The 15,527-nt window shown below is 66.6% G+C and carries 12 protein-coding genes; 1 reads left to right on the plus strand and 11 read right to left on the minus strand.

The annotated features are described in order from the left end of the window. Positions 1–21 precede the first annotated feature (21 nt). The 8 genes from AC6LJW_RS00460 to AC6LJW_RS00495 form a co-directional block, all read right to left on the minus strand. A complete protein-coding gene (locus tag AC6LJW_RS00460; RefSeq protein WP_056565593.1) occupies positions 22–660 on the minus strand; it encodes an MlaC/ttg2D family ABC transporter substrate-binding protein in 639 nt (212 codons plus the stop codon). 37 nt (positions 661–697) lie between these two features. After that, a complete protein-coding gene (locus AC6LJW_RS00465) occupies positions 698–1,504 on the minus strand; it encodes an MlaA family lipoprotein (RefSeq protein ID WP_056565590.1) in 807 nt (268 codons plus the stop codon). 82 nt (positions 1,505–1,586) lie between these two features. After that, complete coding sequence (mlaD, locus tag AC6LJW_RS00470) at positions 1,587–2,087, minus strand: outer membrane lipid asymmetry maintenance protein MlaD (RefSeq protein WP_056565588.1); 501 nt, start codon at positions 2,085–2,087, stop codon at positions 1,587–1,589. Positions 2,088–2,099: 12 nt separating this feature from the next. Further along, a complete protein-coding gene (gene mlaE / locus AC6LJW_RS00475) occupies positions 2,100–2,888 on the minus strand; it encodes a lipid asymmetry maintenance ABC transporter permease subunit MlaE (protein ID WP_056565585.1) in 789 nt (262 codons plus the stop codon). Then, positions 2,885–3,721 (minus strand): ABC transporter ATP-binding protein, encoded by an 837-nt coding sequence (locus tag AC6LJW_RS00480; RefSeq protein ID WP_056565582.1) that lies wholly within the window; start codon positions 3,719–3,721, stop codon positions 2,885–2,887. The genes mlaE and AC6LJW_RS00480 overlap by 4 nt, the downstream gene beginning before the upstream one ends. 375 nt (positions 3,722–4,096) lie before the next feature. Further along, complete coding sequence (locus tag AC6LJW_RS00485) at positions 4,097–5,158, minus strand: NAD(P)H-dependent flavin oxidoreductase (protein WP_498086164.1); 1,062 nt, start codon at positions 5,156–5,158, stop codon at positions 4,097–4,099. An 18-nt stretch (positions 5,159–5,176) separates the two neighbouring features. Further along, entirely contained in the window at positions 5,177–6,154 is a 978-nt protein-coding gene (locus tag AC6LJW_RS00490) for a Bug family tripartite tricarboxylate transporter substrate binding protein (RefSeq protein WP_498086165.1), read from the minus strand. A gap of 26 nt (positions 6,155–6,180) precedes the next feature. Next, positions 6,181–7,410: a YbfB/YjiJ family MFS transporter gene (locus AC6LJW_RS00495; RefSeq protein ID WP_498086166.1), complete on the minus strand. Its 1,230-nt coding sequence runs from the start codon at positions 7,408–7,410 to the stop codon at positions 6,181–6,183. Between the two features lie 65 nt (positions 7,411–7,475). Between AC6LJW_RS00495 and AC6LJW_RS00500 the strand changes: the two genes are divergently transcribed. Then, on the plus strand, positions 7,476–8,348 hold the full coding sequence (locus AC6LJW_RS00500) for a LysR family transcriptional regulator (RefSeq protein WP_498086167.1): 873 nt from the start codon (positions 7,476–7,478) through the stop codon (positions 8,346–8,348). A gap of 39 nt (positions 8,349–8,387) precedes the next feature. Here AC6LJW_RS00500 and AC6LJW_RS00505 read toward each other — a convergent pair whose 3' ends face one another. The 3 genes from AC6LJW_RS00505 to AC6LJW_RS00515 form a co-directional block, all read right to left on the minus strand. Further along, positions 8,388–9,026: an OmpW/AlkL family protein gene (locus AC6LJW_RS00505; protein WP_056565566.1), complete on the minus strand. Its 639-nt coding sequence runs from the start codon at positions 9,024–9,026 to the stop codon at positions 8,388–8,390. A gap of 201 nt (positions 9,027–9,227) precedes the next feature. Continuing rightward, a complete protein-coding gene (locus AC6LJW_RS00510) occupies positions 9,228–10,694 on the minus strand; it encodes a glutamate synthase subunit beta (RefSeq protein WP_056565563.1) in 1,467 nt (488 codons plus the stop codon). 8 nt (positions 10,695–10,702) lie between these two features. Then, positions 10,703–15,442: a glutamate synthase-related protein gene (locus tag AC6LJW_RS00515; RefSeq protein ID WP_056565560.1), complete on the minus strand. Its 4,740-nt coding sequence runs from the start codon at positions 15,440–15,442 to the stop codon at positions 10,703–10,705. Positions 15,443–15,527 lie beyond the last annotated feature (85 nt).

Below are 15,527 nucleotides of genomic sequence, written 5' to 3' on the forward strand. Positions count from 1 at the left end.
GAGCTGAGCCTGAGCGGATTCTTACTTGTTGCGCTGGTTCAGCGCCTGGATCAGGCCGTCGATGCCGTTCTGGTTGATCTGCTGGGCGAACTGGTTGCGGTAGTTCTCGATCAGCCAGATGCCTTCGACGTTCATGTCGTAGATCTTCCAGCCCTGCGGCGTCTTTTCCAGGCGGTAATCCACGCCCACCGGCTGGCTGTTGGACTGGCTGATCAGCGTGCGCACGACCACGTCGTCGGCCTTGGGATCGCCGCGGAACGGCAGGCCGGTGATGGTGGTGCTGGACGTGACGCGGGTCAGCGCGCCGCTGTACGTGCGGATCAGCGTGCCGCGGAAGGCTTCGGCCAACGCGGTTTTCTGCTGCTCGGAGGCCTGGCGCCAGTAGCGGCCGGCGGCCAGGCGCGTGGTCTTCTGGAAGTTGACGTACGGCAGGATGTGCTGGTCGACGACCTGGTTGATGCGGGCGGTGTTGCCGGCCCGGACCGCGCCGTCAGCCTTCAGGACATCCAGGGCCTCGTTGGCGGCAGCCAGCACGAATTGTTCGGGCGGGCCGTTGGGATCCGGCTTGGCTTGTGCGGCCGACGCGGCCGTGGCGGCGGACAGGCCGAGCAGGCCCGCGAACATCAGCCGCTGCAACAGGGAGGGAACGGAAAATCGCATCAAATCTCCTTCAGTACCGAAAGCGCAAGGCCTCAGCTTACTTGTTCGCGGGTTGCGGCGCAGGCACGGGGGCCGGCGCAGGCGCGGCGGGGGTGTCGTCGCCGTCGTCTTCGTAGTTGGGCAGCGAGCCTTCGTCATCGACGCGGTGGCCCAGCACCATGGCGGCACGGCGTTGCAGGAAGGCGTCGCGCACGAAGCTGTACGGGTCGAGCGCCACGCGGTCGATGGTGTCGGTGGTGTCGAGCAGGTTGGCGCGCGTGTCGACGATGCGCAGGCCCCACAGCGAATTGCGCAGGCGGACGTTGTCGATCGAGTCCACGCCCATGTAGCCGTAGGTGGTGCCATACAGGTCGCCGACCAGGCCGACGCCGTCGCGCACGCTGGAGGCGCCGAAGAACGGCAGCACCAGGTACGGGCCCTGGCTGAAGCCCCAGACGCCCAGCGTGGTGCCGAAGTCGTTGGGGATCTTGCGCGCGCCATTGGCCGAGGCGACGTCGAAGCAGCCGCCCACGCCCATGGTCGTGTTGAAAAGGAAGCGGCCAAGCGTGTTGACGAAGTCGTGGCCGCGGCCCTGCAGGAAGCTGTTGGTGCCGGACCAGAGGTCGCCGACGTTGCTGAAGATGTTGTGGATGCAGCTGCGAACGGGCTGCGGCGTCACGAACGTGTAGGCCTGCGCGACCGGCTTGAACACCGCGCGGTCGACCGTGTCGTTGAACTGGTAGACGCCGCGGTTGAAGCCTTCCCAGGGGTCGCGCGGGTCCGGATTCTTCGGGGCGGCGCAACCGGCCATCAGCGCGCCCGCCGCTGCGACGGTGGCAATTCGGGAAATAGCTTTCTTATTCATGATCCGGGTATCCCTATCAACAATTCTTTTGTTATCGCGACGGCGAGACGCAGCGTTGTAACGGCTTGATGGTGCCGCGCCTTTAATCCTGCGCCTTCGGGGCCGATTCCGGCGCGGCGGTCGTGCCTTGCTTTTCCGCCGACCCATACAGGAACTGGCTGATCAGCTGCTCCAGGACCACGGCGCTTTGTGTATAGCGGATTTTTCCGCCGTCGGTAAAGTTATCTTCTTCGCTGCCGGCGGTGAGGCCCAGGTATTGCTCGCCCAGCAGGCCGGAGGTCAATATGGACGCCGACGAGTCCTTGGGGAACTGGTAGGCCGTTTCCAGATCGACCGAGACGATCGCCTGGAACGTCTTGTCGTCGAAGGAAATGCCCGTGACCCGGCCCACCACCACGCCGGCGCTCTTGACCGGCGCGCGCACCTTGAGGCCGCCTACGTTATCGAAGTTGGCGGTCACGGTATAGGTCGGGGCAAAGGAAAACGTGCTCAAGTTGCCGGCGCGCAACGCCAGGAATCCAAGCGCGATCGCGCCGAGCAATACAAACAGGCCTACCCAGAAGTCGGTTTTTTCGCGTGACATGATCGATCCGTATCAATTTCCAAACATCAAGGCGGTGAGCAGGAAGTCCAGCCCGAGTACCGCCAGGGAGCCCACGACCACGGTACGCGTGGTGGCGCGGGCAACGCCTTCGGGAGTGGGCTTGGCCTGCCAGCCTTCATAAAGCGCCACCAGCGTCACCGTGACGCCGAAGACGACGCTCTTGATGGCGCCGTTGGCGACGTCTTTCCATACATCGACGCCGTTCTGCATCTGCGACCAGAAGGCGCCCGCATCCACGCCGATGAGCAGCACGCCCACGACCCAGCCGCCGAGGATGCCCACCATGGAGAACACCGCCGCCAGGATGGGCATGGCGATGATGCCGCCCCACAGGCGCGGCACCAGCACCCGGCGTATCGGGTCGACGGCCATGACTTCCATGGCCGATAGCTGTTCGCCCGCTTTCATCAGGCCGATCTCGGCCGTGAGCGAGGTGCCCGCACGGCCCGCGAAGAGCAGCGCGGTGACCACAGGACCCAGCTCGCGCACCAGCGACAGGGCCACCAGCAGGCCCAGGGCCTCCTCGGAGCCGTAGCGGTTCAGCGTGTAGTAGCCCTGCAGGCCCAGCACGAAGCCCACGAACATGCCGGAAACGGCAATGATCAGCAGCGAATAATTGCCGATGAAGTGGACCTGCTGCGACACCAGGCGCGGCCGCGACAGTGCGATGCCGCTGCGCGCCAGCATGGCGCAGAAGAATCGGGTGAAGTAGCCGATGCCGGCGACGCGGGCGCGCACCCAGTGGCCCAGCCCGGCGATGGCGTTATTGGAAGCGCTCATGCTTTGCGCCCTTTCTGTTGCGACAGCCACTTCTGGAAGGCGGGCGTTTCGGGATACTGGAACGCGACCGGACCGTCGGGCTGGCCCTTGAGGAATTGCTGCACGTAGGGGTCCGGCGACGCGGCAAGCATTTGCGGGGTGCCGGCGGCGGCCAGCTGGCCACGGCCCACCAGGTAGACCTGGTCCGCGATGGCAAACGATTCCTGCACGTCGTGGGTGATCAGCACCGAGGCGCAGCCCAGCCGGTCGGCAAGGCTGCGGATCAGGCGGGCGGTGATGCCCAGCGAGATCGGGTCCAGCCCGGCGAAGGGTTCGTCGTACAGGATGAGTTCGGGCTCCAGCACCACCGCGCGGGCCAGCGCCACGCGCCGTGCCATGCCGCCGGAGATTTCGGAGACCTTCAGGTGGGCGGCGGCGCGCAGGCCGACGGCATCCAGCTTGTCGAGCACCCGGTCGGTGAGTTCGGCCTCGCCGATGCGCGTGTGCTCGCGCAGCGGAAAGGCCACGTTTTCGAAGACGTTCAGGTCGGTGAACAGCGCGCCCTGCTGGAACAGCACGCCCATGCGCTTGCGCAGGGATTGCACGTCGGCGCGGGAGGCCGTGCCGATATCCTGGCCAAACGCCAGGACTCGGCCCTGCTGGGCGGTGATCTGGCCGGTGGCCGCGCGCAGCAGCGTGGTCTTGCCGGACCCGGAGCCACCCATGACCGCCACCACTTGGCCGGCCCGGACGTCCATGGAAATATCGCGCAAGACGGTGAAATCACCGTAGCCAAGCGCCACACCTTCCAGGCGCAGGGCGAATTCCGGGGTGCTGCTGGTTTGAGCGGGCATGGGCAACGAAAGGGAGTTTCGGCGGCGGAGCTTGCCCTGCTGTCGTGTCGACACGCGGGACCGAGAACCTGGCCGGCGCGGACAAGACAGGCTGCGTCGGGAAGCGCCCTGTTACTCAGAGCCGGGGACAAGCGTAAGCGTTCGCTCCCGGCGGCGAGGCGCCATTGTAGCCCGACGCTGTGCAATCACAATTGAAGCCACCGCGCGTGGAACAGTGTTTTCGGCTTCAGGAACAATCTGGCGGTGCCCGCGTTGGCGCTGGCAGGCGTTGGCATTGCTCCATGGGTGTCTGACACCCTTGAAGCGCGGTCCCAGCTCACATGCCCCTCACCCGGGTGTCAGACACCCACTCCCGGGCCGAGCCGCCGCGAGCGCTCAGCGACGCGCCTGCGCCGCCGCCGTTTCCCGGGCCAGCCGCTGGATCAGTTCCGCCGTGGACTCCCTGCGTGCCAACGGCGCGCCTTGGCCGGCCCACAGGGACAGGACATTGATGTTGCCGCTCTTGCCTCCGGCGGTGCGCATGGGGCGCGTCAGCGCATTCTGGAGGGGGTACGGCAGGATATCGCTGCCCAGGGCGTCCGCGTCCTGCATGAAGGCATTGGCGATGCCGCGCGCCGGGCGGCCGGAGAAGGCACGGGTGATCCGGGATTGTTCGGCGCGGGAGGCGGACACGACGGCCTTGTAGGCGTCGCTGGCGCCGGACTCGTCCGTGGTGAGAAAGGCCGTCCCCATTTGCGCGAAGTCAGCGCCCAGCGCCAGGGCGGCCGCGATGCCGCGCCCGTCCATGATGCCGCCCGACGCGATGACCGGCACCGAGACGGCGTCCGCCACCTGCGGGACCAGGGCCATCGTGCCGATCAACGACGCCTCGAATGCATCGAGGAAGGTGCCGCGGTGGCCGCCCGCCTCCGCGCCCTGCGCGACGATGGCGTCGACGCCGTCCTGCTCCAGCGCCTGGGCCTCACGGACGGTGGTGGCCGTGCCCACGGTCAGGATGCCCAGCTCGCGGCAGCGGGCCAAAACCGCGGCCGGCAGGCGGCCGAAGGTGAAGCTGAGAACGGCGGGCCGGATGCGCAGCACCGCCTCGAGCTGGCCCGGCAGCGGGTCGGCCTGCGGGCCGGGGGCCTCGGGCGCGGGTAGGCCTAGTTGCTCGTGGTACCGCGCCATCAGGGCCAGCATCCTGCTCGCATCGCCCTGCATGGGCTCGTGCGGCACGGAGGCGAACAGGTTGATGGCAAACGGGCGATCCGTGCGGGCGCGGATCGCTTCGGCGGCCGCTTCGATCTGTTCGGGCGTCATGTAGGCCCCCCCGAGCGATCCCAGGGCGCCCGCCTTCGATGCCTCGGCCACCATGTCCACCGTGGTGGCGCCGCCCGCCATGGGCGCCTGGATGATGGGATGGGTCAGCTTGAGCAATTCAATCAAAGGGGTAGCCATGGGAAAACTCCTGGGAGGTTATTGAAGCTGGATGTTTCCAGCCTTGATGACGTGCGCCCACTTGTCGCTTTCGGTCTTGATGAATGCGGCGAATTCCTCGGGCGTGCCGCCGCCGGCCTGGCTGCCGGTGTCGGCAATGGCCTTCTGCACATCCGGGTCCTTCAGGATGCGGTTGAACTCGGCGTTGAGCTTGGCGATGATCGGCGCGGGTGTGCCGGCCGGCGCCACGATGCCCTGCCAGTTGTAGGACTCGAAGCCCGGCAGGCCGGATTCGGCCATGGTGGGCACGTCGGGCAGCACGGCCAGGCGCTTGGCGGACGTAACGGCAATCGGGTGGATCTTCTTGCCCTGGATGGCGGGCAGCGCCGAATAGCCCATTTCGAACATCATCGCGATGTGGCCGCCCATGAGGTCGGTCGCGGCCAGGCTGCCGCCCTTGTAGGGCACGTGCACGATGTCGATGTTGGCCTGCTCGCGGAACATCTCGCCCGACAGGTGATGCGCGCCGCCCACGCCGGAAGAGCCGAAGGTCAGCTTGCCCGGTTCTTTCTTGGCCAGCGCGATCAGGTCGGCGAGCGTCTTGACGGGCAATTCATTGTTCACGCTCAGGACCAGCGGGCTGTTCTCGATCAGGATGATCGGCGCCAGGTCCTTTTGCGGGTTGTAGGGCATTTCCTTCATCAGAGACGGATTGACCGCCATCGGGGCCAGGTTGCCCGTGCCGATCGTGTAGCCGTCCGGCGCCGCCTTGGCGATGAGATTGGTGCCGACCACGCCGCCTGCGCCCGCCTTGTTCTCGACGACGACCGGCTGGCCCAGCGATTCGCCCAGCTTGCGCGCCAACAGGCGCACGCGGGTGTCGGCAAAGCCGCCCGGCGCGTAGGGCACGATCATGGTGACGGGCTTGGCGGGCCACTCGCCGGTCTGGGCTTGGGCAACGCCGCCAAGGGTGGCGGTGGCGGCCAGGGCGGCGATCAGGGGGCGTAGTGCTTTCATGCTGGGGACTCCTCTTTACCTGCTTTCTAATTGCTGTGGGGTTGGCCCGAAGGGCCGATGGCATTATGCCCAGCGCCATTGCCATCTGTCGTGACTTTTCCCAGCGCCCAGGCCGACACCGCCAGCAGCGCCGCGCTGGCCGCCAGCACCTGCGGCAGGCCCGCGCCCCAGCGCGCGGCCCACGAGGCCAGCAACGGCCCCAGAATCTGCCCGGCCGCGAACGCCGCCGTCATGATGGCCGCCGCCCGGGGCGCCGCCGGTCCCGACAGGCGGCGGGCGGTCAGCATGCCCGCCTGCGTGATCACCATGAACGTGCCGCCGACCAGCAGCGCCGCGACGATCACGGCAGCGATGTGATGCCACAGCGCCACGGTCAGCATGCCGGCCGCCATCAGCGCCTGCGCGCCGCGCCACACCTGTCTGTCGTCGCGGCCGCGCGCCAGCCGCGGGACCAGCAGGCAGGACAGCGCCGCGGCCATGCCGAAAAGCGGCCACGCCCAGCCGAAGATCGCCGGGTCGGGAAAGATCTCCTTGGCCATGGCCGGCAGGAAGGTGGCGGGAATGATGTAGCCGACCCCGAAGACGCCGTAGTGCAGCGACAGCGCGGCGATGCCGCGCGGCAGGCGGGCTTGCGGCGCGTCGGCGGCCGCCCGGCGGACCGGCGGCGATTGCCGGCTGAGCCCGGGCCACGCGGCCACGGACAGCGCCAGCGCCAGGCCGCCCAGCGCGGTCCAGGTCACGCCAGCGCTTGCGCCCCAGGCCATCAGGGCCAGACAGGCCAGTCCCGTCAGTGCAATGCCCGCGCCCACGCCGGCATACGTTACCGCCGAAGCCGTGGCCTCGCGCGGGTCGGCGGCGGGCACCGGCCGCCATGCGACCACGCAGATGAACGCGCTTGCGCTGGCATAGCCCGCGGCAAGCCGCAGCACCGACCAGCCCGCCACGCTGTGCAGCAGCGGCATGGCCAGCGTCAGCGCGGCCACGGCGGCCAGGCTGGCCGCCAGCGTGGCGCGCAGCCGGCGCACGGGCCAGACGATCGCCGCCAGCGCGCCCAACAGATACCCCGCGTAGTTGGCCGAAGCCATCCAGCCGCCCTGTGCCAGCGACAGGCCGGACTCCTGCGCCATCAACGGCCAGACGGGCGTGAAGGCGAAGCGGCCGATGCCCATGGCCGCCGCCAGCGCAAGCGCCGCGGGCCAGGCCAGGCTGGCCGCGCTGGCCGAGGGGTGGGGGGAAGGGTTAGCAGGCGTTGACATGGAGCCTACTCTACGGCTGTACTAATATCTTGAATAGTGAATTATTAAGAACGTGAGTTCCCAAAATGAGAAACTTGGATCTCGACGCGCTGCAGATTTTCAAGACGGTGGCGGATCAGGGGGGCGTGGCGCGCGCCGCCGCGCATCTGAACCGGGTGCAGTCCAATGTGTCGACGCGCCTGAAGCAGTTGGAATCCTCGCTGGGAACGCCGCTTTTTCGCCGGCAGAACCGCCGGCTGGTGCTGTCGGACCAGGGCCGCGTGCTGCTGTCGTACGCCGACCGCCTGCTGCGCCTGTCCGACGAGGCGCAAGCGGCCGTCCGGGAAGGCGCCCTGCAGGGCGTGCTGCGCATCGGCACCATGGAAAGCACGGCGGCCGCCCGCCTGCCGCCCATCCTGGCGGCCTATCACGCGGCCTGGCCGCAGGTACGCATTGAACTGGTGACCGGCACGTCAGGCGCATTGGCCGCCAAGGTGCGCAATTACGAGATCGAGGCCGCTTTCGTGGCGCAGCCTTTCCCTGCGGAAGGCCTGGCGGCAATGGATGCGTTCAAGGAGGAATTGGCGCTGATCTCGCCGTTGGCGTGGGATCCGATCGGCAGTCCAAAAGACCTGGGCAACCGCAGCGTCATCGCCTTTGCGGCGGGCTGCTCGTACCGGCGCATCCTGGAGTCGTGGTTGAACCAGGAGGGCATTGCGCCCGGCAAGGTGATGGAATTTGCGTCGTATCACGCCATTGTGGCGTGTGTGGCTGCCGGGACCGGTGTGGCAATCGTGCCGCGCTCGGTGCTGGCGGTGCTGGGGGCGGAGCAGACAGTGCGCGTGGGCGAGTTGTCCGGGCCTCATGGGCAGGCGCTTACCCAGCTGGTCTGGCGCGCCGACGACGACACGCCGGCGTTGCAGGCCCTGCGCAGTTGGCTGGCGCCGCCGCAGGCTTGAGCGATGCGCGCGAGGCCGCGCGCATCTTCAGGTCAGCGATCAGAAACGGTAGCCAACGCCCACGGTGGCCACCCACGGGTCGATGCGCGCGGTGCCGACGCGTTCGCCGTCCAGCGTCACCTTCGACTTGATGTCGATGTAGCGGATGTCGGCGTTCATGAACCAGCGATCGTTGATCTTGATGTCCGCGCCCAGTTGCGCGGCCACGCCCCAGGAATCGCCCAGTTTCAGGTTCGAGCCCTTCAGCGCGCCTTCGCCCTTGGTGTCGAAGAAGTGGGTGTAGTTGATGCCGACGCCGATGTACGGCTGGATCATGCTGTCGGGCAGGATGTGCCATTGCAGGCTGAGCGTGGGCGGCAATTGCTTGGTGGAGCCGATCTTGCCCAGGTTGCTGCCGCTGACGTCATGCTGGAAGGGCCAGGCGCCCAGCAGTTCGATGCCGATGTTGCGGGTGGCCATGTAGGCCAGGGTGAAGCTGGGGCGCACGTTGTTGCTCACACCCAGCTTGACGCTGCCGTCGAGCACCGTGCCATTGTTTTGCGAGGGGCGGACTTGCGTGACGCCGACGCGGAACAGCACGTCGCCGGCTTCGTGGGCGTGGGCGGGGGCGGCAAAGGCGCCGGCAGCGATCAAACCGGCAATGGCGGTGGCGCGGATACGCCCGTTCAGCGAAAACATTTTCTTCTCCGATCTTTCCGTGTGGGGTGAGACGACAGGTTCTCAGACCGCCCCGTCCCCGTGCTTGACGTGTGTCAAATCGTGAAAAGACCGTTTTCGAAGAGTGGTTATGCCGCAACAGCTGCGGTTAACCGCAACGACAAATAAAAAAACGCCGCCGGCGCGCAAGGCGTCCGACGGCGTTCATAGGTCGTGATGCGATCAACGCGGCAGTTCGCTGCTTCCCATCAGATAGGCATCGACCGAGCGTGCGCACTGGCGGCCTTCGCGGATGGCCCACACGACCAGGGACTGGCCGCGGCGCATGTCGCCGGCGGTGAAGACCTTTTCCACATTGGTGCGGTAGTCGTCGGTGTTGGCGCGCACGTTGCCGCGGCCATCGCGATCCACGCCGAACGCGTCCAGCACGTTCTGCACGGGCGACACGAAGCCCATGGCCAGCAGCACCAGGTCGGCCTTGATCTCGAACTCGGAGCCCTCGACCTCGCGCATCTTCATCTGGCCGGTGGCGTCGTCCTTGAACCATTCGACGCGCGCGCCGACCAGTTTTTCGACCTTGCCGTTGGCGCCCTTGAGCAGCTTGGTGGTCACGGACCAGTCGCGCTCGCAGCCTTCCTCGTGCGAGGACGACGTGCGCATCTTCAGCGGCCAGTACGGCCACGTCATGGTCTTGTTTTCGGACTCGGGCGGCTGAGGCATCAGTTCGAATTGCGTGACCGACGCCGCGCCGTGACGGTTGCTGGTGCCGACGCAGTCGGAACCCGTGTCGCCACCGCCGATCACCACCACGTGTTTGCCCTTGGCCAGCGTCTGGTTGGTGAGGCGGTCGCCGGCCACGGCCTTGTTCTGCTGGCGCAGGAAGTCCATGGCGAAGTACACGCCGTCGAGCTCACGGCCCGGCACCGGCAGGTCGCGCGGCGTCTCGGAGCCGCCGCTCATCACGACGGCGTCGAATTCGGCCATCAGCGATTTCGGCGTGCGCACGGTCAGGCCATCGGCCACGGGATCCTTCGGATCGCCGACGTAGGTCGACGGCGCGAATTCCACGCCCTCGGCTTCCATCTGCGAGATGCGGCGATCGATCTGGTGCTTCTCGAGTTTGAAGTCGGGAATGCCGTAGCGCAGCAGGCCGCCGATGCGGTCGCTCTTTTCGAACAGGGTCACCGAGTGGCCCGCGCGCGCCAGTTGCTGCGCGCACGCCATGCCGGCAGGTCCCGAGCCCACGACGGCGACCTTCTTGCCCGTCTTGCGCACCGGCACTTGCGGCGCCACCCAGCCTTCGGCCCAACCCTTGTCGATGATCGCGTGCTCGATGGACTTGATGCCGACAGCGTCGCTGTTGATGTTCAAGGTACAGGCGGCTTCGCAGGGCGCCGGGCAGATGCGGCCCGTGAACTCCGGGAAGTTGTTGGTGGAGTGCAGGACGTCCAGCGCGCGGCGCCAGTCCTGCTTGTACACCAGGTCATTCCAGTCCGGGATGATGTTGTTGACCGGGCAGCCGTTGTTGCAGAACGGAATGCCGCAGTCCATGCAGCGCGCCGCCTGCTGCTTGGCCTGATCGTCCGTCAGGTGCAGCACGAATTCGCGCCAGTTCTTCAGCCGCTTCTGCGGGGCCTCGGAGGCCTCCTGCAGACGCTGAAATTCCATAAATCCAGTGATTTTTCCCATGGTATCCCTCACGCAGCCAGTTGTTGCGGGTTGGCTGCACGCCACATTTCACCCAATGCGCGGCGGTAGTCCGTCGGCATGATCTTCACGAATTTGCCGCGCGAGGCTTCCCAGTCACCCAGGATTTCGCGGGCACGGTAGCTGCCGGTGTAGCGGAAGTGGTCTTCCACGAGGCGGCGCAGGATGGACTCGTCCGTCTCGCGTTCGCCACCACGCTGCGCGCTGTGCCAGATGTCGATGTTGTTCAGCGACTGCTGCTCGGCATGCGGCACCACCGATTCCAGTTCCACCATGGACAGGTTCACGCGATGCTTGAGCGTGCGGTCCGGATCCCAGACGTACGCCACGCCGCCGGACATGCCCGCCGCGAAGTTGCGGCCGGTGGAACCCAGCACGACGACAGTGCCGCCGGTCATGTATTCGCAGCCGTGGTCGCCGGTGCCTTCCACGACGGTGGCCGCGCCCGAGTTGCGTACGGCAAAGCGTTCGCCCGCCACGCCGTTGAAGAACGCCTCGCCTGCCAGCGCACCGTATAGCACGGTATTGCCGGCAATGATGTGGTCGGGGCCGAAGCCGCGGAAGTCGTTGGGCGAGCGCACGATGATGCGGCCGCCGGACAGGCCTTTGCCCACGTAGTCGTTGCCTTCGCCCACCAGGTCCATCGTGATGCCGTGCGCCAGGAACGCGCCGAAGCTCTGGCCGGCGGTGCCGTTGCACTGGATGTGGATGGTGTCGTCGGGCAGGCCGTCATGGCCGTAGCGCGAGGCCACGGCGCCGGACAGCATTGCGCCGATCGTGCGGTTGCGGTTGCGCACCGGCACGATGAACGAGACCTTCTCGCCACGCTCCAGCGCGGGCTTGCTGCGTTCGATCAGCAGGTGATCCAGCGCGCCGGCCAGGCCGTGGTCCTGCTCTTCGGTCTGGTGCACTTCGGCGTCGGACACCGTCTGGTGGAACACGCGGGTGAAGTCCAGCCCTTGCGCCTTCCAGTGCTCGACGCCCGAACGCATGTCCAGCAGATCCGCGCGGCCGATCAGGTCGTCGAACTTGCGGATGCCGAGCTGGGCCATGATTTCGCGGACTTCCTCGGCGATGAAGAAGAAGAAGTTCACGACGTGCTCGGGCTTGCCCTGGAACTTCTTGCGCAGCGCGGGATCCTGCGTGGCCACGCCCACCGGGCAGGTGTTCAGGTGGCACTTGCGCATCATGATGCAGCCTTCGACGACCAGCGGCGCGGTCGCGAAGCCGAATTCGTCAGCGCCCAGCAGCGCGCCGATGACGACGTCGCGGCCGGTCTTCATCTGGCCGTCGGCCTGCACCCGGATGCGGCTGCGCAGGCGGTTCAGCACCAGCGTCTGCTGCGTTTCTGCCAGACCCAGTTCCCACGGCGTACCCACGTGCTTGATGGACGACACCGGCGATGCGCCCGTGCCGCCGTCATGGCCGGCGATCACGACGTGGTCGGCCTTGGCCTTGGCCACGCCCGCGGCGACCGTGCCGACGCCGACTTCGGACACCAGCTTGACCGAGATCGAGGACTTGGAATTGACGTTCTTCAGGTCGTGAATGAGCTGCGCCAGGTCTTCGATCGAGTAGATGTCATGGTGCGGCGGGGGCGAGATGAGGCCCACGCCCGGCACCGAGTAGCGCAGCTTGGCGATGTATTCCGACACCTTGTGGCCGGGCAACTGGCCGCCTTCGCCGGGCTTGGCGCCCTGCGCCATCTTGATCTGGATCTGGTCGGCGGACGACAGGTACTCGGCGGTCACGCCGAAACGGCCCGAGGCGACCTGCTTGATCTTCGAACGCAGCGAGTCGCCCTTCTTGAGTTCGACGTCGGCTTCGATGCGGTCCGTGCCCAGCACCGAGGCCAGCGTGTCGCCGTCCTTGATGGTGCTCTTGCCTTCGCGCATTTCGGCGCGGTAGCGCAGTTCGTCCTCGCCGCCTTCGCCGGTGTTGGACTTGCCGCCGATGCGGTTCATGGCAACGGCCAGCACCGAGTGGGCCTCGGTCGAGATCGAACCCAGCGACATGGCGCCGGTGGCAAAGCGCTTGACGATTTCCTTGGCCGGCTCGACGTCGTCCAGCGGAATGGCGCGCGACGGGTCGAAGCGGAACTCGAACAGGCCGCGCAGCGTCATGTGACGGCGGCTCTGGTCGTTGATGATCTGCGCGTACTCCTTGTACGTGCGGTAGTTGTTGGCGCGGGAAGCGTGCTGCAGCTTGGCGATCGAATCCGGCGTCCACATGTGCTCTTCGCCGCGGACGCGATAGGCGTATTCGCCGCCGGCGTCCAGGTCGTTGGCAAGCACGGGGTCGGCGCTGAAGGCGGCGCGGTGCTGGCGCAGCGCTTCCTCGGCGACCTGGAAGATGCCGATGCCTTCGATGTTGGAGGCGGTGCCGGTGAAGTACTTGTTCACCAGGGCGCTCTGCAGGCCGACGGCTTCGAAGATCTGCGCGCCGGTGTACGACATGTACGTGGAAATGCCCATCTTGGACATGACCTTGTTCAGGCCCTTGCCCAGCGCCTTGATGTAGTTTTTCACGGCCTTTTCGGGGTCATTCATCTTGCCCAGCGATTCGAGCGCCAGGTAGGGGTGAATGGCTTCGGCGCCGTAGCCGCCCAGGAGCGCGAAGTGGTGCACTTCGCGGGCCGAGCCGGTTTCGACGACGAGACCCGTGTTGGTGCGCAGGCCGGCGCGGATCAGGTGCTGGTGCACGGCCGAGGTGGCCAGCAGCGCGGGGATGGCCACGCGCTCGCTGTCGACCAGGCGGTCCGACACGATCAGGATGTTGTAGCCGCTGCGCACCGCGTCGACGGCGCGCGCGCACAGGGCCGCCACGCGGGCTTCGATGCCTTCGGGACCCCAGGCGGCGGGATACGTGATGTCCAGCTCGAAGCTGCGGAATTTCTTGCCCGTGACCTGGTCGATGTCGCGGATCTGCGCCATCGCGGCGAAGTCCAGCACCGGCTGGGACACTTCCAGACGCAGCGGCGGGTTGACGTTGTTGATGTCCAGCAGGTTCGGCTTGGGACCGATGAAGGACACCAGCGACATCACGAGCTGTTCGCGGATCGGGTCGATCGGCGGGTTCGTGACCTGCGCGAACAACTGGCGGAAATAGTTGTAGAACGGCTTGGCGCGGTCCGACAGCACGGCCAGCGGGGCATCGTTGCCCATCGAGCCGATGACTTCCTCGCCGCTCGCGGCCATGGGTTCCAGGATGAACTTGTAGTCTTCCTGGGTCCAGCCGAACGCCTGCTGGCGGTCCAGCAGCGACACGGACGATTGCGTGGCGACGGCGACCTGACGCGGCGCGGGCAGCGATTCCAGCTTGATCTGCAGGCGTTCGATCCACTGGCGGTACGGACGGCTGTTGGCCAGTTGCAGCTTGATCTCGGCGTCGTCGATGATGCGGCCTTGTTCCAGGTCGATCAGGAACATCTTGCCCGGCTGCAGGCGCCACTTCTTGACGATGCGGTTTTCGGGAATCGACAGCGTGCCGGCTTCCGAGGCCAGGATGACCATGTCGTCATCGGTGACCAGATAGCGGGCGGGACGCAGGCCGTTGCGGTCCAGCGTGGCGCCGATCTGGCGGCCATCGGTGAACGCGACCGCTGCCGGGCCGTCCCACGGCTCCATCATGGCGGCGTGGTACTCGTAGAAAGCGCGGCGGCTTTCGTCCATCTGCGTGTGCTGTTCCCAGGCTTCCGGGATCATCATCATCATGGCGTGGGCCAGCGAGTAGCCCGAATTCACAAGCAGTTCCAGGCAGTTGTCGAACGTCGCGGTGTCCGACTGGCCTTCATAGACGATCGGGTACAGCTTCTTCAGGTCGTCGCCCAGCACGGCCGACTGCATCATGCCTTCGCGGGCGCGCAGCCAGTTGAAGTTGCCCTTGACCGTGTTGATTTCGCCGTTGTGGGCGATCATTCGGTACGGGTGAGCCAGCGGCCAGGCGGGGAACGTGTTGGTCGAGAAACGCTGGTGAACCAGCGCAAGCGCGGACACCGTGCGGGTGTCGGCCAGGTCGCGGTAGTAGCGGCCAACCTGATCGGCCAGCAGCAGGCCCTTGTAGACCACGGTGCGCACCGAGGCCGAGGGCACGAAGTATTCCTTGCCGTGCGCCAGGTGCATGTTCTGGATGGCGTGGCTGGCGGTCTTGCGAATGACGTACAGCTTGCGTTCCAGCGCGTCCGGCACCATCACGTCGGCGCCGCGGCCGATGAACAGCTGGCGGATCACGGGTTCGCAGTCGCGCACGGTGGGCGACATGGGCATGTCGACATCCACCGGCACGTCGCGCCAGCCCAGCACGACCTGACCCTCGGCGCGCACCGAGCGCTCGAGTTCCTGTTCGCAGGCCAGGCGCGAGGCCGTTTCCTTGGGCAGGAACACCATGGCCACGCCGTACTCGCCGGGCGGGGGCAGGATGATGCCTTGCTGGCTGAGTTCGTCGCGGTACAGCGTGTCGGGGATCTGGATCAGGATGCCCGCGCCGTCGCCCATGAGCTTGTCAGCGCCGACCGCGCCGCGGTGGTCCAGGTTTTCCAGAATCTTCAGACCCTGCTGGATGATCGCGTGGCTTTTCTTGCCCTTGATGTGGGCAACGAAGCCGACGCCGCAGGCATCATGTTCGTTCTTGGGGTTGTACAGGCCCTGGGCCGAAGGCAGGCCGATGCGGCTGGCATCGACGGGTACTGCCTTGGAGGTGGGACAGGATTCGGTCTTGGTAATTTGGGGCATGGCGCGCTCCGCAGTGGGCCTGCGTCTAATGTTGCAGTGCAGGAGTCGGACAATACCCCCGACGGCAGTAGGGCGCAACAGAAAC

It is taken from the genome of Achromobacter sp. 1012554356 (genome assembly GCF_059760815.1).